General features: G+C 44.5%; 12 protein-coding genes, 1 tRNA gene and 1 pseudogene. 13 read left to right on the top strand and 1 reads right to left on the bottom strand.

What is annotated here, in order from left to right; genetic code table 11:
• Positions 1-84: 84 nt before the first annotated feature.
• The 4 genes from KXJ80_RS11835 to KXJ80_RS11850 all read left to right on the top strand — a co-directional run bounded on the left by KXJ80_RS11835 (position 85) and on the right by KXJ80_RS11850 (position 5,559).
• Positions 85-1,629: a fumarate hydratase gene (locus KXJ80_RS11835; RefSeq protein ID WP_172590119.1), complete on the top strand. Its 1,545-nt coding sequence runs from the start codon at positions 85-87 to the stop codon at positions 1,627-1,629.
• A gap of 261 nt (positions 1,630-1,890) precedes the next feature.
• The gene (locus KXJ80_RS11840; protein WP_259474793.1) at positions 1,891-3,942 is read left to right on the top strand and encodes a dipeptidyl-peptidase 5; all 2,052 of its coding nucleotides are present in this window, start codon (positions 1,891-1,893) and stop codon (positions 3,940-3,942) included.
• A gap of 168 nt (positions 3,943-4,110) precedes the next feature.
• Positions 4,111-4,569: a GNAT family N-acetyltransferase gene (locus tag KXJ80_RS11845; RefSeq protein ID WP_259474794.1), complete on the top strand. Its 459-nt coding sequence runs from the start codon at positions 4,111-4,113 to the stop codon at positions 4,567-4,569.
• Between the two features lie 54 nt (positions 4,570-4,623).
• Positions 4,624-5,559 carry a M14 family metallopeptidase gene (locus KXJ80_RS11850; RefSeq protein ID WP_259474795.1) on the top strand — a complete coding sequence of 312 codons (936 nt, stop codon included), beginning with the start codon at positions 4,624-4,626 and terminating at the stop codon, positions 5,557-5,559.
• A 156-nt stretch (positions 5,560-5,715) separates the two neighbouring features.
• Here the strand turns inward: KXJ80_RS11850 and adhE are convergent, their stop codons facing one another.
• Positions 5,716-8,316 (bottom strand): bifunctional acetaldehyde-CoA/alcohol dehydrogenase, encoded by a 2,601-nt coding sequence (gene adhE, locus KXJ80_RS11855; RefSeq protein ID WP_259474796.1) that lies wholly within the window; start codon positions 8,314-8,316, stop codon positions 5,716-5,718.
• A 316-nt stretch (positions 8,317-8,632) separates the two neighbouring features.
• On the opposite strand from adhE, the gene KXJ80_RS11860 reads away from it, so the two are divergent.
• The 9 genes and pseudogenes from KXJ80_RS11860 to KXJ80_RS11900 all read left to right on the top strand — a co-directional run bounded on the left by KXJ80_RS11860 (position 8,633) and on the right by KXJ80_RS11900 (position 21,215).
• Entirely contained in the window at positions 8,633-9,265 is a 633-nt protein-coding gene (locus KXJ80_RS11860) for a YchE family NAAT transporter (RefSeq protein ID WP_011072194.1), read from the top strand.
• A 255-nt stretch (positions 9,266-9,520) separates the two neighbouring features.
• On the top strand, positions 9,521-11,515 hold the full coding sequence (locus KXJ80_RS11865) for a methyl-accepting chemotaxis protein (RefSeq protein WP_169547702.1): 1,995 nt from the start codon (positions 9,521-9,523) through the stop codon (positions 11,513-11,515).
• 203 nt (positions 11,516-11,718) lie between these two features.
• Positions 11,719-11,806: transfer RNA gene (locus KXJ80_RS11870), tRNA-Ser, on the top strand.
• A 356-nt stretch (positions 11,807-12,162) separates the two neighbouring features.
• A pseudogene (locus KXJ80_RS11875) lies at positions 12,163-13,387 on the top strand (tyrosine-type recombinase/integrase).
• 127 nt (positions 13,388-13,514) lie between these two features.
• Entirely contained in the window at positions 13,515-14,345 is an 831-nt protein-coding gene (hepT, locus tag KXJ80_RS11880) for a type VII toxin-antitoxin system HepT family RNase toxin (protein ID WP_259474797.1), read from the top strand.
• Between the two features lie 440 nt (positions 14,346-14,785).
• Positions 14,786-17,665, top strand: coding sequence for an AAA family ATPase (locus KXJ80_RS11885; protein ID WP_259474798.1), 2,880 nt, complete (start codon positions 14,786-14,788; stop codon positions 17,663-17,665).
• Complete coding sequence (locus tag KXJ80_RS11890; protein WP_259474799.1) at positions 17,662-19,068, top strand: DUF7017 domain-containing protein; 1,407 nt, start codon at positions 17,662-17,664, stop codon at positions 19,066-19,068. Before KXJ80_RS11885 ends, KXJ80_RS11890 begins: the two co-directional genes overlap by 4 nt.
• A 63-nt stretch (positions 19,069-19,131) precedes the next feature.
• Positions 19,132-20,310, top strand: coding sequence for a PD-(D/E)XK nuclease family protein (locus KXJ80_RS11895; protein ID WP_069455089.1), 1,179 nt, complete (start codon positions 19,132-19,134; stop codon positions 20,308-20,310).
• 488 nt (positions 20,311-20,798) lie between these two features.
• Positions 20,799-21,215, top strand: coding sequence for a hypothetical protein (locus KXJ80_RS11900; protein ID WP_259474800.1), 417 nt, complete (start codon positions 20,799-20,801; stop codon positions 21,213-21,215).

A 21,215-nucleotide genomic window follows, 5' to 3' on the forward strand; every position in this document is an offset into this window, starting at 1 on the left:
AGATGGGAAAGAGTATCATATTGGCCCAGAAAGAATTACACAAAAAACAAGTAAGGCCCTAAAGGCTGCTGGAGCGCACCTACTATGTCATCTCACCATGAAACGTCTGAAAATGTAGTGATTAAACAAGCCGACTTCATTGAAAGTGTGGCGGATGCCCTGCAATACATCTCCTATTACCATCCCAAAGATTTTGTCGATGCCATGAGCGAAGCTTATGAGCGTGAGCAAAGTGCGGCGGCGAAGGATGCGATTGCCCAAATTTTGATTAACTCGCGTATGTCTGCCGAAGGCAAACGTCCATTGTGCCAAGACACGGGTATCGTGACCACCTTCGTTAAGATTGGTATGGGGGTTAAGTGGGACAAAACCGATATGACCGTGCAACAAATGGTCGATGAAGGTGTTCGTCGCGCTTATACCAACCCAGATAATCCACTGCGAGCATCGATTGTGGCCGATCCTGCCGGTAGCCGTAAAAACACTAAAGACAACACCCCATCTGTGGTGCATATCGATATGGTGCCTGGTAACCATGTTGAAGTCGCTATCGCCGCCAAAGGCGGCGGCAGTGAAAACAAAGCCAAGATGGTGATGTTAAACCCATCTGACGATATCGCCGCTTGGGTTGAAAAAACGCTGCCAACGATGGGCGCGGGTTGGTGTCCTCCTGGCATGCTCGGCATCGGTATTGGCGGCACCGCTGAAAAAGCCGCAGTGCTCGCCAAAGAAGCTTTAATGGAAAGCGTGGATATCCATGAGTTAATGGCGCGCGGCGCACAAACTACCGAAGAAAAACTGCGTTTAGACATTTTCGAACGTGCTAACAACTTAGGTATTGGTGCTCAAGGTCTTGGCGGGTTAACCACAGTGTTAGACGTGAAAATCAAATCAGCACCGACCCACGCAGCATCCAAACCTGTGGTGATGATCCCTAACTGCGCGGCAACGCGCCACGTTCATTTCCATTTAGATGGTACAGGTCCTGCTGATCTTGCCCCTCCATCACTCAGCGACTGGCCAGAAATCACCCGTGAAGTGGGCAGCGATGTGCGCCGTGTTAACTTAGACACTGTCACACAAGCGGATATTGAGCAGTGGAAGAGCGGTGAAACCATTCTGTTAAGCGGTAAAATGCTCACCGGACGTGACGCTGCCCATAAGCGTATCCAAAGCCTGATTGAAAGCGGCGAAGGTTTACCTGAAGGCGTCGACTTTACTGGCAAGTTTATCTACTACGTTGGCCCAGTTGACCCCGTCGGTAATGAAGTTGTCGGTCCTGCAGGACCGACAACCGCGACCCGTATGGACAAATTCACCGATCTGATGCTAGAAAAAACTGGCTTGATGGGCATGATTGGTAAGGCTGAGCGTGGTCCTGCGACTGTTGAATCTATCAAGAAACACAAAGCTGTTTACCTGATGGCCGTTGGCGGCGCGGCTTACTTAGTGTCAAAAGCCATTAAGAAATCCCGCGTGGTAGCTTTTGCCGATTTAGGTATGGAAGCGATTTACGAGTTCGACGTTGAAGATATGCCAGTCACTGTGGCGGTGGACTCTAATGGCGTGAATGCCCATGAAACCGGTCCTGCAATTTGGAAAGTCAATATTGCTAACGCCAAAGCGTAAGCGAATGTCATCCTTGCAAAAGTGTCGTTTTTTTAAGCGGGATTTGAGCAAGATAGCGAGGCGAGTGGTACTCAATCAGACTATTCTTGATTGACTGACAATTTGTCACAAAAAAATCCGCTCAAGTACGCCTTTTGGCTTGCTTGAGCGTTTTTGTTTCGTTAGTGTGGCAAACTTATCTTCATAGAGACGATTGATGTTCGTTTTGACCGTTCATTCGGTACAACTACCGAATGTGTTTAACAAAAGATGGATATAACAATGAAAATAGCTCCTCTCCTATTGGCGCTTGGCGTGGCAGGTTTGGCCTGCTCTGCCCACGCGGCCGAACCTAAGCCTTTTACTGTGCAACAGCTGGTTAAACTCAACAAATTGCATTCGGCCGTGGTATCTCACGACGGTACAAAACTGGTCTACGGCCTGAAAACCGTTAATAACAAGGGAGAGGCAAGCTCGGATTTATATCTTCTCGATCTGACGCAAGCAGATGCGAAACCGCTGCAGCTCACCTCCGCTGCGGGTACAGAGCACGATGTCAGCTTCGCAAACGATGACAAATCGATTTATTTTCTTGCCAGCCGCAGTGGTTCAAGCCAACTGTTTCAACTGCCATTAACCGGTGGTGAAGCGCAGCAAGTTTCTGATCTGCCATTGGATATTGATGGTTACAAACTCTCTAACGATGGCAAGCAAATCGTGCTCAGTATGCGCGTCTTTCCAGAGTGTAAAGACTTAGCGTGCTCAAAAGACAAGTTTAAGGCTGAAGAAGAGCGTAAATCGACGGGCCGTGAATACAAGCAGTTGATGGTACGTCACTGGGATACGTGGGAAGACCATGCCCGTAACCACTTATTTGTCGGCGCCCTCAACGGCGAGAAGCTGACCAAAGTGGTGGATATCACTCAAGGCTTAGACACCGAAACGCCGCCTAAACCATTCTCCGGCATGGAAGAAGTGACTTTCACCCCAGATGGCCAATATGTGGTGTACAGCGCCAAGGCGCCAAGCAAAGATCAAGCTTGGACCACCAATTACGATTTGTGGCAGGTGAGTGTGAACGGTGGCAAAGCCACTAACTTAACCGCCGATAACATTGCTTGGGACGCTCAACCAACATTCTCAAGCGATGGTCGTTACATGGCGTACCTCGCGATGACTAAACCCGGCTTCGAAGCTGATCGTTACCGCATCATGCTGCGTGATACTAGCACTGGACAGTCGAAGGAAGTGGCACCGCTGTGGGATAGAAGCCCAAGCTCGCTGATGTTTGCACCGGATAACCGCACTCTGTATGTGACGGCGCAGGACATTGGTCAAGTGTCTATTTTCAAAGTGAATACTCAGTTTGGCGATGTGCAGTCTGTCTACAGCGACGGAAGTAATAGCCTGATTGCGATCGCCGATGATCAACTGATCTTCGACAGCAAAACCTTAGTTGAGCCGGGCGATCTGTATCGCATCAACACCGACGGCCAAGGCCTGAAACGTCTAACCGAAGTCAACAAAGACAAACTGGCCGAAATTAAATTCGGTGAGTTCCAACAATTTAGCTTTAAGGGTTGGAATAACGAAGATGTTTACGGCTACTGGATCAAACCTGCCAACTACCAAGAAGGCAAAAAGTATCCGATTGCATACCTCGTTCACGGCGGTCCACAAGGTTCATTTGGTAACGGTTTCAGTGGCCGTTGGAACGCCCAGTTATGGGCCGGTGCGGGGTACGGCGTTGTGATGGTGGATTTCCACGGTTCAACCGGTTACGGCCAAGCCTTTACCGATTCTATTAGCCAAGATTGGGGCGGTAAGCCATTAGAAGACTTACAAAAAGGTCTGGCTGCGGTGAGCCAACAACAAAAATGGCTCGATCCACAAAATGCCTGTGCCTTAGGTGGCTCTTACGGCGGCTACATGATGAACTGGATCCAAGGTAACTGGAACGATGGCTTTAAGTGCCTCGTTAACCACGCGGGTCTGTTCGATATGCGCTCCATGTACTATGTGACCGAAGAAGTCTGGTTCCCAGAGCATGAGTTTGGCGGCACTTATCAGGATAACAAAGCGTTATATGAGCAGTTCAACCCCGTTAACTATGTCGAAAACTGGAAAACCCCGATGCTGGTTATCCATGGCGAGAAGGATTTCCGTGTGCCTTATGGTCAAGGATTAGCAGCATTTAGCTTTATGCAGCGTAAGGGGATTCCATCTGAATTGCTGATTTTCCCTGATGAAAACCATTGGATCTTAAAGCCAGAAAATCTAGAACAATGGTATGCGAATGTGTTCCGTTGGATGGACAGCTGGACGAAAAAGTAATCGAGGATGATGGACTTAAATCCACTGTGTACTAAGTCCCATTAACTTGTTGCCAAAGCCAGAACCCTGTTCTGGCTTTTTAATAATCGGATTGTTTGTATCCAGCTAATCACACCCTTGAACGAATGGGGTTAAATACTGGCTACTGTTATCTATCAAGGAATGAAGATGCTGATCAGAGCGGCGAGTACAACAGATATTGAGGCAATAAGCGTATTAATCACGCAGCTTACACAAGTTTATATCGCTCCCACGTGCACTAATATGGGCGCAGAAACCTTAGTCAACGCCATGTCGGTTGAGTCGGTGGCTCATTATTTTGCCTTAGGTTATCAATATCATGTTGCAATGAATGAGACTGGCGAACTTGTCGGTGTGGTGGGTATGAAGGATAACAGTCATCTTTATCATCTATTTGTGGCGGATATTGCCAAGGGACAAGGCCTGTCGCGTCAGCTGTGGGAGCATGCTAAAGCTGAGTGTCTAGCGAAGGGGAATCCCGGCACGTTTACCGTGAACTCGGCGGTGAATGCGCTACCTGTCTATCAGCGCTTTGGCTTTATCGCCTTAGGTGATATTCGCGAGCGCGGTGGGATCCGCGATATTCCGATGCAGCTAGTGCTTTGATACATATTATTTTTAACCATAAGACCAAAACATAAAATCAGAAGAAGAGAACCTATGGCGAATGTGAGTTTTTACCCAATCGGGACAGTCGGTGAAAAATGGGGCGATGAAGAAAAGGCCGCATGGTTTGCTAGCACGCAAATTAAACGTTCTTACCAAGACAATGTTGTCACGCCACTAAAAGCGATGGAGTCACAACTGGCCGAATTAGGGCTGAATGTGGTGCAATATGGCGCTTTATCGATTGATCCAGCGCGTTACCCGTTATTTGCGGTCAAATCAGCAAGCTTTGATCCGAAAAAGATAACGGTATTAGTCACAGGGGGCGTACACGGCTACGAAACCAGTGGCGTGCATGGCGCCTTGGCTTTTTTGGCTAACAACGCGGCTCACTATGCTGAGCACGTAAACTTAGTGGTGGCAGTGTGTGTAAGCCCTTGGGGTTATGAGACCATTAATCGCTGGAACCCGAAAGCTATCGATCCAAACCGCTCGTTTTATGCCAATAGCCCAGCAGAAGAGTCGGCAGCATTGATGGCACTGATGGCAAGTGTCCCACAAGGTTTTGATGTGCATGTGGATTTACATGAAACCACTGACTCGGATGAAGATGAATTTCGTCCAGCCTTGGCCGCGCGTGACGGCAAAGACTTTATCCCCGGCACCATTCCTGATGGTTTTTATGCTGTAGGCGATACCGAAAATCCGCAGGATGCTTTTCAAAAGGCGATTATCGATGGCGTGAGCAAAGTGACTCACATCGCGCCTGCCGATGACAAGGGCGAGATTATCGGCTCAACGGTAGTGCAACACGGGGTGATCAATTACCCATTGAAAGCGCTAGGTTTATGCAGCAGTGTGACGGGCTGTATTTATAACACGACAACGGAAGTGTATCCCGACAGCCCATCGGCCACGCCTGCTGAGTGCAATTTAGCTCAAGTTGCGGCGATTACCAGTGCCATCGACTATGTGTTAGCACTGAATTAATTGAGTTTGTTACTTATTTGATATCAAGCTCGCAAGTCAATCGTAACGTTGTGTACTGCGTCATCAATTGATTTTGCTTAAGTTAAAACGATAAAAGCCCTCAAACGAGGGCTTTTGCATTTAACGATTTTTCTTGCCTAGACATTATATTAAGCACTATTGCTCGGTGAAGGGGCGGCCATAGTAGCTGTCGAGTAGTAGCTGTTTTAGCTCGCTAATTAGCGGATAGCGAGGGTTGGCACCAGTACATTGGTCATCGAAGGCATCCTCGGCAAGCATATCTACTTTGGCGAGGAAGTCGGCTTCGTTAACTCCGGCTTCTTGGATTGACGCAGGAATGCCCAGCGTCTTCTTGAGCTGCTCGATTTTCTCCAGCAATTTTTCAACTTTTTGCGCATCTGAGTTGCCACCTAGGGCTAAATGATCGGCAATGGCCGAGTAACGACACAGAGCTTTTGGTCTGTCGTATTGGCTGAATGCAGCTTGCTTAGTCGGTAAGTCCGTCGCATTAAAGCGGATAACGTTACTGATCAGCAGCGCGTTCGCCAGCCCGTGGGCTAAGTGAAACTCGGCGCCCAGCTTGTGAGCCATAGAGTGGCAGATCCCAAGGAAGGCGTTGGCAAAGGCGATACCGGCTATGGTGGCGCCATTATGCACTTTTTCACGGGCAATGGGGGATGCGGCGCCAAGCTGATAAGCATCAGGCAGATATTTGCACAGCAGGTCAAGAGCTTGCAGGGCTTGACCATCGCTGTACTCGTTCGCCATCACGCTGACATAGGCTTCGAGCGCGTGGGTGATCGCATCGATTCCGCCGAAAGCGGTTAAGGATTTCGGCATATCCATCACCAGATTCGGGTCAACAATCGCCATATTAGGGGTGAGTTGATAGTCGGCAATGGGATATTTTTTGCCGGTTTGTTCATCGGTGACCACGGCAAAAGGTGTGACTTCAGAGCCAGTACCGGAAGTGGTCGGTATCGCCACCATAGTGGCTTTGACGCCCATTTTAGGGAATTTATAGATACGTTTACGGATATCCATAAAACGCAGTGCTAAATCGGCAAAGTCGACATCTGGATGCTCGTACATCACCCAAATAATCTTGGCTGCATCCATGGGGGAGCCACCGCCTAAGGCAATAATCACATCGGGTTTAAAGCTATTGGCCACTTTGGCACCTTGGCGCACTGTGGCTAGTGTGGGGTCGGCTTCCACTTCGTAAAAGACTTCGGTTTCAAGACCTTGGGCTTTTAAAATCTTTAAGGTTTCGTCGCAATAACCTTGGTTAAACAGGAATCTGTCGGTCACAATGAGGGCGCGCTTTTTATCACTCAATTCTTCAAGCGCAATAGGTAAGCTGCCGCGGCGGAAGTAGATAGATGAAGGAAGCTTGTGCCACAGCATGTTTTCAGCCCTCTTAGCGACGGTTTTTTTATTGATTAAATGGCTTGGGCCGACGTTTTCAGAAATCGAGTTTCCACCCCAAGAGCCACAACCTAAGGTGAGTGAGGGGGCGAGTTTAAAGTTGTACAGGTCGCCAATTCCGCCTTGTGAGGCTGGAGTGTTGATTAGAATTCGCGCGGTTTTCATTCTAAAACCAAAGGTTTTCACCCGCTCGGTTTGGGTATCTTGGTCGGTATATAAGCCTGATGTGTGGCCAATCCCGCCTAAGGCGACCAAAGCTTCAGCCTTATCGACGGCGTCATTAAAATCGGCTGCGCGGTACATGCCAAGTAAAGGAGAGAGTTTTTCGTGGGCAAAGGCTTCTGCCTCAGTGATATCGGTGACTTCACCAATCAAGACCTTAGTGGTGTGGGGGACATCAATGCCCGCCATTTGCGCTATGGTCGCGGCGCTTTGGCCGACGATATCGGCATTTAAGCCGCCATTTTTAAGAATGACTTGTTGCATCGCAGCGGTTTGCGCCGCATTTAAGAGATAACCACCATGGGTGGCAAAGCGCTCTTTGACTTGCTCGTAGATGCTATCGACCACAATCACCGCTTGCTCTGAGGCACACACCACACCGTTATCGAAGGTTTTAGACATCAGAATCGAGCTAACCGCACGTTTTATATCGGCGGTTTCATCGATAACAATTGGGGTGTTACCTGCGCCTACGCCAATGGCGGGTTTGCCTGAAGAATAGGCGGCTTTCACCATGCCAGGGCCGCCCGTAGCGAGGATAAGATTCACTTTGGGGTGCGTCATTAACTGGTTTGAGAGCGCCACACTGGGCTCATCAATCCAACCGATAATGTCCTTGGGCGCGCCTGCAGCAATGGCGGCATCTAACACCAGTTTAGCCGCTGTGGTGGTCGAGACTTTTGCCCTTGGGTGAGGGGAGAAAATAATCGCATTACGGGTTTTAAGACTAATTAATGCTTTGAAAATGGCGGTGGAGGTGGGATTGGTGGTGGGGACAATCCCACAGATAATGCCCACGGGCTCGGCGATAGTGATGGTGCCGAAGGTGGGGTCCTCGGATAAAATTCCGCAGGTCTTTTCATCTTTGTACTTGTTATAAATGTACTCGGAGGCAAAGTGGTTTTTAATCACTTTGTCTTCAATCACCCCCATTCGGGTTTCGGCGGCGGCCATTTTCGCAAGCGATATACGCGCATCGGCAGCGGCGAGTGCGGCAGCGCGGAAAATCCCATCGACTTGGGCTTGACTGTAACTGGCATATTCGGCTTGCGCTTTGGCGACGCGCTCGACCATGAGATCCAGTTCTTGGGCGTTGGTTACTGTCATGATTAAGACTCCTAAAAAGATTTAGGGAATGCACGATTCGCTAACTCTTCTTTATGGTGAAAAATTACACCTAAAGCCTAAGCTAAAGTGTGATCTTGCGGTCAATTTAGGGTTTTTATGTAATAAAAATACGTCAGTTGCGATCTTATATGTCTTTTTTGTCTAAAATAAGCCGAGTACAGTAAACAGATATTACTCAAACTTGTGATTTAACCTCAAAAATCTCATTTTTCAGTCATCTGTGCTTAAGCTACTATACTTGCCCTTAAGTTTAGTTTGATGAAATTGGCGTGACACGCTCAATAAGGATAGTCACTTGGAGTTAACACTTTACGTTAAATTTTTTCTTGGCTTGGTTGCCATTATCAACCCTATTGGTTTGTTGCCAGTGTTTGTGAGCTTAACCAGCCATCAAACTGAAGCCGAGCGTAACCATACGGGTAAAGTGGCTAACTTTGCGGTGGTGGTGATCCTGTTGGTGACCATAGTCGCGGGACAACATATTTTGAATATGTTTAGCATTTCACTTTCGGCTTTCAGGATCGCTGGCGGCACGCTGATCGCGATTATTGCGATGTCGATGTTGCAGGGTAAATTGGGCGAAGTAAAACGTAACCAAGAGGAAGACCGCGAATCTTCGGCTATGGAGTCAGTGGCGGTTGTGCCGCTAGCGTTACCGTTAATGGCTGGTCCAGGGGCGATTAGCTCGGTGATTGTGTTTGCCGCTGAGCATAATTCATTATCCAATTTTATTGCGATGTTTATTACCGTGATTATTTTTGGTTTGGTGAGTTTTGGCCTGTTTCGAATGGCATCTATTATCTATAAAATTCTAGGTAAAACAGGAATTAACGTGATTACCCGTCTTATGGGATTATTAATGCTCTCGATTGGTATCGAAGTCATTGCCGCTGGGATTAAAGGCTTATTCCCACAACTTTTTAGCTAAAAATCGGAATGCGGGAGGCCATTTCCTCCCGCTGTTGCGGTTGCAGTTTTCATTTGCTTTTATCACACGAAATTTTCTCCGTTGGCCTATTTATAGCCTTATCTCGAAAAGCGGTTGTAGCCTTGTATTGTTGCAACCATTTGTTTTTATAATAATTAGTATTTTCTAAATTAGCGTTATTCTATCGTTATCATTAACATCCTGTGCTATATAATAGGTTAACAATTTAGCCCTAAGTCGATTAAGGATATCCCTATGAAATGGCAATGGATTGGCAACCTCAGCTTAAAGCAAAAATTACTCATGGTTGTATTGCCCCCTTTATTCGCGTGTTTTTTATATGGTGCGCTATTTCTCATCGAAAAGTATGAATATCGTCAAGAGCTGAAAGTCGTCGTGCAGCTAAGCGAATTGGCGGTGACAAACAGTAACTTTGTCCATGAGTTGCAAAAAGAACGGGGCATGAGTGCCGGATTTATAGGCTCAGCGGGCAAGGCATTCGCAGGCAAAATACCCAGTCAAAGGCAATTGACAGATACTCAGCTCAAATATTTCCAATCTTTTATTGAAAACCACAATTTACCCGCAGTGTTTGCACCGAAACTGCGCGATCTAAATACTCAACTCAGTAAATTAGCTTCAATTCGCTCGCAGGTTGATAACCTGTCAATCAGTGTTGCCGATGAAGTAGCCTATTATACGGCGCTCAACCGAGAGCTACTTGCGATTGTTGATGAGACTGCTAAAACGGGTGCTAATCAAGAAATTGCCATCAAAGCGGCGGCATTTAGTGCCTTCCTACAAATGAAAGAACGGGCAGGGATTGAGAGGGCAGTATTAAGTTCGACATTTGGACAAGCAGGGTTTAAGCCTAAGGTTTACGCAAAGTTTATTACCCTAGTTTCTGAGCAAAATAGCTATTTAGAGCGTTTTATTGCATTGGCAACACCTAATTTGGTTGATGCCATTAACCGCATTCAAAATTCTAATGAAGTTAAAGACGTTGAATCGCTAAGACAAATTGCATTTGACCAAGATAACCAGAAAATTCAACAACAAAATCCAGAAGACTGGTTTGCTAAATCTTCAGCTCGGATTGACAGCTTGCGGGATTTTGAGCAGCAAGTTTCAGCTGATCTTTTGAATATCACCCATGAACGTCTTGCATCTGCCAATCAACAAATGTTTTTTGTGTTGGCGACGTTAAGCTTGGTGCTGATCATTGTGCTTTTGCTCAGTTTATCGGTGATCCGATACTTACATACGAGTGTGCATCATCTTTATTCCACGGTTACACAAGCAAGAAAACACTACGACCTCAGTGTTCGGTTAAACCACAGCAGCCAAGATGAATTTGGTGAACTTGCCTTAGCTTTCAACGAGATGATGAGTGATTTTGAAAACGTTATCTTACAAGTGCGTGCCAGTGCTAGCAAATTACAGCAGGCGGTTGAACAAATGGATGTTTGCACCCATGCCATGGAGCAAGATGTGATGGCAGGCCACAGTGAGGCTGAGCAAGTGGCATCGGCAATGACCGAAATGAGTGCGACCGTTGCCGAAATTGCGAGTAATGCTGTACAGGCATCAGAAGCATCAAATTCGGCTAACCAAGAGGCCAAAACCGGTAACCTTGAAGTTGGCAGAACCAGCAAAGCAATAAAAGCACTAGCGGATGATATTAATGGTGCCTCACAGGCCATCAATGAACTCGATAGAGAAATTCACGGTATTGTGGTGGTATTAGATGTAATTAACAGCATTGCAGAACAAACTAATCTGTTAGCACTTAACGCCGCAATTGAGGCCGCCAGAGCTGGTGAGATGGGTAGGGGATTTGCCGTGGTAGCCGATGAGGTCAGAAGCTTAGCGCAGCGTTCGCAGACATCGACGTCTGACATTAAGAATATGACTGACAGATTAAAGTCCAGCGCTAATTTAGCGGTAAAAGCCATGGATCGCGGATTAGCACAGGCCAATACCAGCGTCCAAGAAGCGGAGCAAGCAGGCATTGAACTTAAACGTATTGTTGAACAAGTCGATATCATTAACCGCATGAATGAGCAAATTGCGACAGCCACCCATGAACAATCCGCAGTGTCTGAAGATGTAAATCGTAATGCGTTAAAGATCAGCGATATTTACTTAAACACTCAACGTATCTCCGATGAGCTAAGGGAATTGACTAAAGCATTGACCTATGACTCCGAACTCATGTCTAAAGAAGTCCATAAATTTACTGTAAAATAGTGCGTTGGTTAATTTTAGCGCCTTGAACGAGGGCGGTTTGTCTAGCAATTGTGCAACCGCCTGAAATTGATTCTTTTTTACTTGACCATACAAAGGCTTTTGCGTACAGTACCGCTCCGTTAACGATGAAAGCTTACACGTTAAGCACTATTTAACTCGATTAACCGTGTTCATTGGCACGTAAAAGTTAATGATAACAATCTGGTGAGATGTCCGAGTGGCCGAAGGAGCACGCCTGGAAAGTGTGTATACGGAAACGTATCGAGGGTTCGACTCCCTCTCTCACCGCCAAATTCAAGTTTAAAGACGTCCTAGGGCGTCTTTTTTCTTATCTGTATTTCATTAAAATCAATAACTTATCATCCTATATTGTTTGATGACATCCTACTGCATCCGAAATCTTTAGTAATGCCAAAAGTAATGCCAAGGAAATTTGGTAAATTTTGGCATTACTTTTGGCTTCAAAAACACCCTTTTTTTATGCCGTTGTTTTACTTGATTTTCTCTATTTTATGGTCCAGATTTAACTTTGCAATATCCTGATTTATCTGAATTTATTCAGTGATAAGTAATGCTTGATTTTCGAGTGAAAAATGATGCCAAAATCAAGCATTACTTTTGGGTTTAATTTGAGAGGGTAAAACTGTATGGGAAGGAGTACAAATAAGCTGACTGCAAAAGCGGTGCTCAATGCTAAAGCGGAAGCAAAGCCCTATCGATTGTCTGATGGTGGCAATCTCTATCTCTATGTGCGCACTGCAGGGAAAACGTGGGAATTTAGATACATACGTCCCTCCACCAGCAAACCCACCTATTTTGGTTTAGGCTCATATCCTGACGTATCCTTAGCTGAGGCGCGAGATAAAGCGCTAGAAGCGCGAAAAAACTTGGCCGAAGGCATCGACCCTCAATTACTTAAAGTTGAAAACAAATTAAAAGCGGCAACAGAGAACGCTCAAACTCTCAAGCATATTGCGCAAATGTGGCTGGACTCTAAGCAGGGAAGCATTAAGCCTAAAACCATCGAAGGCAATTGGCGTAAGCTTGAGCTGTATGCCTTCCCTAAACTGGGGAGTATTGCGATTAGCAGACTCACGGCTCCCATAGCCATTGCCGCGCTCAAGCCCCTAGAGCAGAAGGGGCATCTTGAAACGGTTAAACGTACCGCTCAGTTGCTGAAACTTTTCAGTTAACTCTGGTTACATTCATGCTAATCCGTTGTCAGGTATTCGAGAAGTTTTTAGAAAGAGCAAAGTAGAACATCTGAAAGCATTAAAACCAGCAGAGCTAGCTGAGTTGCTGCAGACTATTGCAAACGCCAATTTATTGTTAACGACCCGGTGTTTGATTGAATGGCAATTGTACACAATGACCAGGCCAAATGAAGCGGCTGGAGCCCGTTGGGAAGAAATCGATTTTGATGCCAAACTTTGGACGATTCCTGAATCACGCATGAAAATGAATCGTGAGCATATTATCCCGCTCACAGCGCATACGCTCGCGATAATCGAAACTGTTAAGCCGATTAGTGAGCAGAGCCAATTTGTCTTTCCATCATCTAAAGATCCTAAAAAGCACACAGATCCTGAAACCATCAACAAAGCATTAGGGCGAATGGGATTAAAGGGAAGAACAACGGGGCATGGTTTACGCTCACTGGCGAGCACTACCTTAAATGAACAAGGCTTTGATGGTGATGTTATTGAGGCAGCGTTAGCCCATGTTGATAAAAACCAAATCCGCAGTGCCTATAATCGCACTACCTACCTAGAGCGACGGACCAAGTTAATAGAGTGGTGGAGCAACCATATTGCCACTGCAGCAGTGGGCTCTTTGTCAGTCACAGCGGGTTCAAGAAAATTAGGGGCATGACCTGTAAGGCCGAATAGAGATTATCTTCATGAGTCAAAAGGTTAGGGGACGTGACACAAGAATCTAACCTGTTAACTCCGACTCAGGGTTGTTACTCTTACATCATGACAAACTTAAAGCCAAGCCAATGACTATTGAGCAGAGCCAGCATTTGCACCAACTAAACGTTTTAGCTGCAAGCCATTCTGAGGTGGCAGTATTATGGCTGTATGGTTCGCAGGCGAAAGGAAATGCTAGCGAGCATAGCGATTGGGATTTAGCCGTCGCATTCGACCCGGTAAAGGCGGACAGTGTGCTTGATACTCGAATTAGAGCTGAACTACTTGCTATGGATTGGCAAAGAACATTAGGGCTAGCCGAAGGGAAGCTTTCTGTTGTCGATATCAATCTAGCACCAATCCCTCTGGCCTTCAGTATCATTAATGCTAACAAACTTATCTTTAGTCGAGATGAAGGCCGAAGAATGCAAGAAGAGTCTCGCATTATGTCGCAATTGGAACTCGATTATTCAGCCCAAAACCACTTTATTATTTTGGATAATGCCTATATCACGTCATTGCGTTTAAGCCTTAGCCAGTACCAAGCCGAGCTTGGAGAATTGCGCCAATTGCTCAGTCAGCGTCCCCTATCTAATCTTGAAGATCGCTCCGCAGAGCGAACACTACAGGTCTCTATTGAAGCTTGCATTGGTATTGCCAAACATTGGGCTAAGGCACTGGCTGGGCATAGTCCGCAGGATGCCTACCAAGCATTTGAGATCCTGTGTCAACGAGGTATACAACCAGCCGATGAATTTAATGACTGGCGTAAAGTGATAGGCCTGCGTAATGCATTGGTGCATGATCATTTGAATATTGACCCTGAGATCATCCGTAGTGTGGTCTCTCAAGGTTATAGCGATAGTTTATTTGTCTTTGCAGAGCAGGGGTTGGAATGGTTATCTTTGAAGAATAACTAAAGTCTGATTGACTTTCACAGGCTCTCCTAAAGATTGAATTGATGAGTCGACTAGAGTCAGCCTGTTCATTCTAAGAAAACAGCTAATTGCCAAATGTTGCCTTAGATAAAGAAAAGAATTCAGTGATGCATATCAAGGTGGTTTTTAATAGATCTTGCTAGTTGTTTTTGATTTGTATCCTGTAGTGATCCATTTCAGCTCATTATTTGCATTTAATACTGCCCTGAATTGCCGGAAATTTATCAAGGATAGTCGACGGTTTAAACCTCAAATCTTGGCTCACATTTCTATGCAAATAGTTGATCAGTTTTTGATGCAAATTAACAATTATCGCGCTGGGGTGTGGTAAACATATCCAAGTGTTAGTTACGTTGATATTGAACTGGTAACATTGCGTTGAGGTTAAAAATTTCAGCAACTGGAATGAAGAAGGGATGCAAATGAGTAATTTTAACTTTTTAACCGATATAAGGCCTGAATTGGCGGAATTCGGTAAAGGTGCAGAGCTCTATTGTCATGATGATCGGCAGGCGGCGTTGGTGAAACTTAGGTGTTTTACCGAATTCGTTGTTGGGGATATTTACACCAGACTGTCGCTTATTGCCCCTGAAAAAGACGATTTATTTAATCGGTTGCAAAGTTATGAGTTCGCTGATGCTGTGGGTGATAAAGGCATTTTGGCCAAATTGGATGTGTTGCGCCGTAAGGGCAATAAGGCTGCACATTCGTTGAGTGGTACAGCTGATGTGTCAATTAATGAAGTGCATTGGCTAATCAAAGAAGCTTATTTGGTGGGGCGCTGGTACGCGCAAGTGATACTGAATCACCCTATTACTCCTCCTGAGTTTGTTGAACCCGTAAAACCAGTAGATCATACGGCTCGCTTAGAGGCAGAGATAGCACGGCAACGACAGGAAATTAATGCGCGCGAACATGAGCTATTAACTACTGTTATAGAGCATCAATCGGTTTTAGCCGAGTTAACGACAAAAGACGATGCACTTACCAACGTTAAAAAAGAGCTAGCGTTATTGCAAATTGAGCTTGAACTCAAGCAACAAGCATTATTCGTGGTGGAGCACGAGGTATCGGTAGCGCGCATTCGCGAAGATTTCAAAGTAGCAAGTATGGCGTCTGCCTCCAGCTTTGATCTTGATATGAATTTGACCCGTCGCAACATCGATATTTTTGATTGCTTCGAGGATGTAGTGCTTACTGATGGGCAAGTACAGATCGTTAAACAGATAGACACTTTTCTGAAAGACACAAGTCAAAACGTGTTTTTGCTTAACGGCTATGCGGGAACAGGGAAGACCTTTGTGACCAAGGGAATTACTCAGTACCTAGATAGAATCGGACGGCAGTTCGCAATCATGGCGCCGACTGGCAAAGCTGCCAAGGTCATTGGGGATAAAACTGGACAAACCGCCTGTACTATTCATCGGATGATTTATAACTACGACAACGTTAAAGAATATGCGGTGGATGGGATTGAAGGCTCAGAAACTTACCGCTGTTACGCAGAACTTAAAGTCAACGCTGACACTGCAGAAGCGGTTTACATTATTGATGAAGCATCAATGGTGTCTGATAAATATTCAGATGGTGAATTTTTCCGGTTTGGCTCTGGGTATCTTTTAAGAGATTTGCTGAAGTACATCAATTTTGACCATAACGATCATAACAAAAAGGTGATTTTTATCGGTGATAACGCTCAGTTACCACCAGTCGGCATGAGCACTTCACCAGCGTTAGATGAGCAGTATCTAAGTGAAAAATATCAAGTAACCATATCGTCTGGTTCGTTGACTGAAGTAGTAAGACAAAAAGGTGAAAGTGGTATTTTAACCAATGCGGCCATGTTGCGTGACGGGTTATCCAAGAATATTTTCAATAAGTTGCAATTCGATGTTAATGGCGATGATGTGTGTAAGCTGTCGTCAAATGCGTTGCTACAGACATACTTATCGTCCTGTGCTGGCAAAGTGAGTAAGACCGGTGAAAACATTATTGTAGCTGGCTCAAATCGGCAAGTAGGTGAGTATAACCGGTTGGTGAGAGAGCACTTTTTTAATGGTCAACTGGAAATGGTTGGCGGGGATAAAATCATTTCAGTGGCAAACCATTATCGAACTGATGCCACTATTACTAACGGTGAATTTGGCATGATTAAGGAGGTACTCTCTCCTGCACCTGAAGTTGTCACTGTGTTTATTACTAACAAAGGTGACGACGGCCATATGGTGAAAGTCAGAGTCGAACTGAGTTTTCGTGATGTTGTGCTTGCTTTTCGTAATGATTACGGCGAACCATTTTTCTTTGAAGCCAAAATTATCGAAAACCTGCTGTATAACGATCACCCCTCCTTATCATCGGATGAACATAAAGCGATTTATGTTCATTTTTTGAATCGGCACCCAGAACTGCGGCGTAAAGGTAATGAGAAAAAACTCAGAGTTGCATTGATGCAAGACCCTTATTTTAACGCGTTTAAAATTAAATTTGGTTATGCGATTACGGCTCATAAAGCACAAGGAAGTGAATGGAAGAATGTGTTCCTGCAGTGCGAAACACATCAAAAGGTATTAACCAAAAACTACTTTAGATGGCTATATACGGCGATTACACGGGCCTCAGACAAGTTGTATGTAATGAACCCGCCTCAACTAAAACTGGGGGATGGGTTAATTATTGCTGGTGGTTATCAGTCCGATCCTGTTCCAATGCCTTCGCACAATATAGAGACCTATCAAAACGTTGAGCCGAGTGACTTAAAAGTCGAGATACCACAACTGCAACGATTGCTGCAGCTTGTTTGTGGATGTATTGAGGGCACCGGGATATCGATAACAGATGTGCTCCACTATAACTACCAAGAACGTTACCAATTCAAGCGTGGGAATGAGCTAGCCTCGATAAGTATCAATTACAAAGGCAACTGGAAAGTTTCAAGTATTAAAAGCATTGGTCAAAGTGGATTTGATGCTGAGCTAACTGCACTACTCGGCCCAGTTGAAGGAACTTTGCTCGATATCCCTGACTCGTCTGAAATTTCACAATTTACTTTTGCGGAACCCTTTTTAGAAGAGTTTTATCACAATGTCAAAGCGCAGATTGACCTTGTTGGGGCAGACATTCATAAGATTGAGCCAAGGGAGTTTTGTGAACGCTATTCCATTGTGAAGCAGGGAGAGTTGGCGGTTATTGAGTTTTGGTACAACAAAGACAGTCAGTTTACCAAAGCGCAGCCGATGCCTAAGTTGAGTAACTCGGCAAGCTTGATTGATGAGATATTAAGCCAGGTCGGAGCCTTGTCATGAACGAGTCCGTGAATCGTACGGTCACAAATTTGAGAAAGAGTGGTGATTTAAAAGGCGCGTGGGAGTTTGGCTTTAAAGCTCTGGAAAATGCTCCGCAAGATAATTACTTGAAGGGGGCATTATTTTGGGTTTGCTACGAGTACATTAAACAATATCAAGAAAAGATTGCTAAACGTGGAGCATCTTCGAAGAATTATCGTCCAAGCAATTATGAGTTCGAGCAAGTTGAGCGGCTATTGAGCACCATCATCAGCTTTAAAATCCCTCTAGGCGGTTTAGAGTACAAGATGTTGTTGGTGCAATTTAAGAAAAACCTCGAATGGTTTCCAACGCTGATCCATTTTGTGCTTTTACATCAAACTGCGCTGTTTGATGAAGAGGCTAAAACCCCATTTCAGACTGAAAAAGGTGAATTACCGAGTTTAATGCTTTCATCTGCAAGACAAGTGGCGAGCGCATGCCTTAATTACCGTGAATTGTGGCGAATCGACATAAAATTTGTAAATGAGTTCATCAACACCACCCGACAGCAGGTTTTAGATACTCAGCATCTGATGTGGCTTGATTACGATCAGGCTAAGTGCTTTATCACTGCAGGAGAATTCGAACAAGCTCGTACCCTTATTCTACCCATTTTACGTAAGAAACAGCAGGAACCATGGGCATGGAGCGTTCTTGCAGAGACTTTCCTTCATGAAAATGTAGATTTAGCCATTAAATTTTTTGCTAAGGGCATCATTTCTGCTCATGAAGTGACATTTAGTTTACCTCTTCTGCAGGAAGTAGTCCCTTTGCTGCTTCAAACGCAGCGTTGGTTAGAGGCTTCGATGTGCTTGAAAACTGCTATTTTGGCCTATCAAAATCACGGTTGGAAAGTGAAACCCGAGCTAAATCAGCTAGCAATGCAGCCTTGGTATGACGCCAGCGTTAACGAAAAATCCCTGAAGGAATATTTAAGAAGCTTGGCTGTCGATGCGCTGGATTATTTGCATGGACCAGTGGATAAAATCACTGCTGTTATCGAGAGTATTCATAAATCAGGTAAGGGATTTCAGGTGTTTGTGAACAAATCGACCTCTTTATCTGTTCGTATGGGGATTTATAAAGGTAAACGACCACAGGTCGGTGATTATGTTGAACTGTCGATATCAAAAACCAATGGCGAAAAAGAGGTAGTTATGTGCATACCTTGTCAGTCGTGTCAGATTGCAGACGTTTCTCATGTCGAAGGGCAACTCCGCATTGCGCCTAAGGGATTTGGATTCGTGGAGGATTCCTTTGTACCGGCATTTTTGATCGGAGATATTCAAAATGAGTCACAGGTGAGTGCTGTGAGAATTTTGAGTTGGGATAAATCAAAAGCTCGACATAATTGGAAGGCGATTAAGTTAACGCTCATCTAGTAATTCATGCTCGGGAAGTTGCGTTAGCAGTAACGTTTAAATTAAAAACAAGGATGAAACTGTATGCTGGATAGTTTGTTAGTTAACGTAAGTAAGTACGCCGCAAGTCACCAGAATTCACCGATTGAAAATTTTATCACCGAAGCGTTCGCTTGGTTGCTTAAACATGATGATGCTGTACGTAAAGCGTTCAGCGAATTGCTGGCGAAGAAGGCAGTGAATTACGCTCAAGAGATTTCATCGATGTTTCAATCCGTTGATATTGAAACTCAAGTTAATTTTGGCAGTAAGTTCCCGGACTTAATGTGGACGTCAGCTGATGATGACTTCTGCTTGATATTTGAGCATAAAGTATGGTCTGAGTTACATCACAACCAATTAGATAATTATCGCGACTATGCCAAAGAACATTTCAATAAGCCTTTTCAGATAGTTTTGATTACAGCTCACTCTGGTCAACATCGGCAATCTCCAAATATAGCGCTTTGTTGGTATGAGATTGTTGAACTGTTTGGTTCGGTTAGTGATGCTGATGAGAAAACAGTATGGCTAAGAACTGAATTTGTGCATTTATTAAAAAGTAACGGCCTAGTTAACTCTACCCCCTTAAACCCCTTGGCGATTTCTTACTATAACGACGTTAAAAACATTGATAAGCAGCTATATGAGATGGTACGCCGATGCGAGCAGTTGGCATGGCCTTTATGCCAATCAATAAACCGTGATGTGCAGTACCGTCATCCGCCAAGGAATAAAACTGCAAGAGGGCGCTATGATGCCTATGGACGCATAGGCTTGGAATTTTCATACACTGATCCTGATAGCGAAGAAAGCGGTTGGACTCCAGGAGTATTTTGTGGATTTGTGATTGATGGAAATGATCACCAAGTCCCCGATCTTCTTATCGACGGGCCAATAGCCGTTTGTATTGTTAGCGTTAATCCTAAATTGCAGCCGCAGCTTAAATCTAACGGGTGTTATGACTTGCTCGTTGGTGAGTTGATGGAAGCTTTATCGAAAGACTGGATATTGAGTGATAGAACTAGGGTGAGTAAGAAACTTAATCCATGGCATCCGCTTATTATCTATCGTAGCCTCATAAGCTTTCTCGGCGAAACATCCACTATTGATCAACAAACGGCTACCTATTTTTCAAAGATGTCTGAGATGCAAAATCTGTTGATATCTAGCAAAGCATTTGCAGATTTCTGCATCGAAATGCGCCGCTTAAGTAAGGACTAACGAAGTGGTCATGGAAGACCAAATAGAACAACAATATCACGCATTGTTGGCTTGCATCTTAAGTGATCCATTTCAGTTCATGATTTGCATTTTATACTGCCCCGAATTGTCTGAAATTTATCAAGGATAGTCGACTGTTTAGACTTCGAACAGTGGCTCACATTTCTATGCAAATAGTGGATCAGTTTGGGATGCAAATTAAGGAGTTGGATTGAGTTACTGGCGTAAAGTGATAGGCCTCCAGACTCTTATATTGAAGTGGAAATCACTAAAATGCATTTGTTTGCTTAAACTTCCAAGGTGTAGAGTGCTAACCTTTGGCACTTACGAAAACCCACTTTAAGTATATTTTTACACATAGTAACAATAACAGGTTGAAAATTTTCATAGGTTAAGCTAATTGATGAGGAAAAGTTTAACAAACAAATTCCTTTTATCTGCCATTTCTGCTATTAGTAGCAGAAATAGCAGATAAAATGGATGTGTCAATGCAAAAAATTGTAGAGTTATCGAAGGTGAACTTAAATGCTAGCCGAGAAGATGTTATACAGTACCTTTTGAAAGAAAATAAACCTGTCTTAATTTTTTCTCCTGTTAATATTAATGTTTGGGCTGTCTATGAAAGGCATTCACTTAATATTAGAAACTCTATAATGCGGACAATAAAGGATTCTAAGCAAGGAAGGATTTTACCAGAGAGAGAAAAAAAGACTGAATCATTTACTCCGGCGACATTGGTTCCGAAAACAGAATATCTAAGATTAGGGAGTGATGACTTAATCGTATTAATAAAAAACGGAATCGTTAATTTGAAATTCATCACTGAATTCTATTTTTATACTGAAAAATTTGAACTTGAATTGATGAGTGGTGAACAGTATATAGAAAAACAAAACACCTATTAA

The sequence above is a fragment of the Shewanella xiamenensis genome (assembly GCF_024971755.1).
GTDB lineage: Bacteria > Pseudomonadota > Gammaproteobacteria > Enterobacterales > Shewanellaceae > Shewanella > Shewanella xiamenensis.

Coding starts and splice junctions, on each gene's coding strand:
- KXJ80_RS11835 (WP_172590119.1), top strand. CDS start 85: ATGTCATCTCACCATGAAACGTCTGAAAATGTAGTGATTAAACAAGCC.
- KXJ80_RS11840 (WP_259474793.1), top strand. CDS start 1,891: ATGAAAATAGCTCCTCTCCTATTGGCGCTTGGCGTGGCAGGTTTGGCC.
- KXJ80_RS11845 (WP_259474794.1), top strand. CDS start 4,111: ATGCTGATCAGAGCGGCGAGTACAACAGATATTGAGGCAATAAGCGTA.
- KXJ80_RS11850 (WP_259474795.1), top strand. CDS start 4,624: ATGGCGAATGTGAGTTTTTACCCAATCGGGACAGTCGGTGAAAAATGG.
- adhE (WP_259474796.1), bottom strand. CDS start 8,316: ATGACAGTAACCAACGCCCAAGAACTGGATCTCATGGTCGAGCGCGTC.
- KXJ80_RS11865 (WP_169547702.1), top strand. CDS start 9,521: ATGAAATGGCAATGGATTGGCAACCTCAGCTTAAAGCAAAAATTACTC.
- hepT (WP_259474797.1), top strand. CDS start 13,515: ATGACTATTGAGCAGAGCCAGCATTTGCACCAACTAAACGTTTTAGCT.
- KXJ80_RS11885 (WP_259474798.1), top strand. CDS start 14,786: ATGAGTAATTTTAACTTTTTAACCGATATAAGGCCTGAATTGGCGGAA.
- KXJ80_RS11890 (WP_259474799.1), top strand. CDS start 17,662: ATGAACGAGTCCGTGAATCGTACGGTCACAAATTTGAGAAAGAGTGGT.
- KXJ80_RS11895 (WP_069455089.1), top strand. CDS start 19,132: ATGCTGGATAGTTTGTTAGTTAACGTAAGTAAGTACGCCGCAAGTCAC.
- KXJ80_RS11900 (WP_259474800.1), top strand. CDS start 20,799: ATGCAAAAAATTGTAGAGTTATCGAAGGTGAACTTAAATGCTAGCCGA.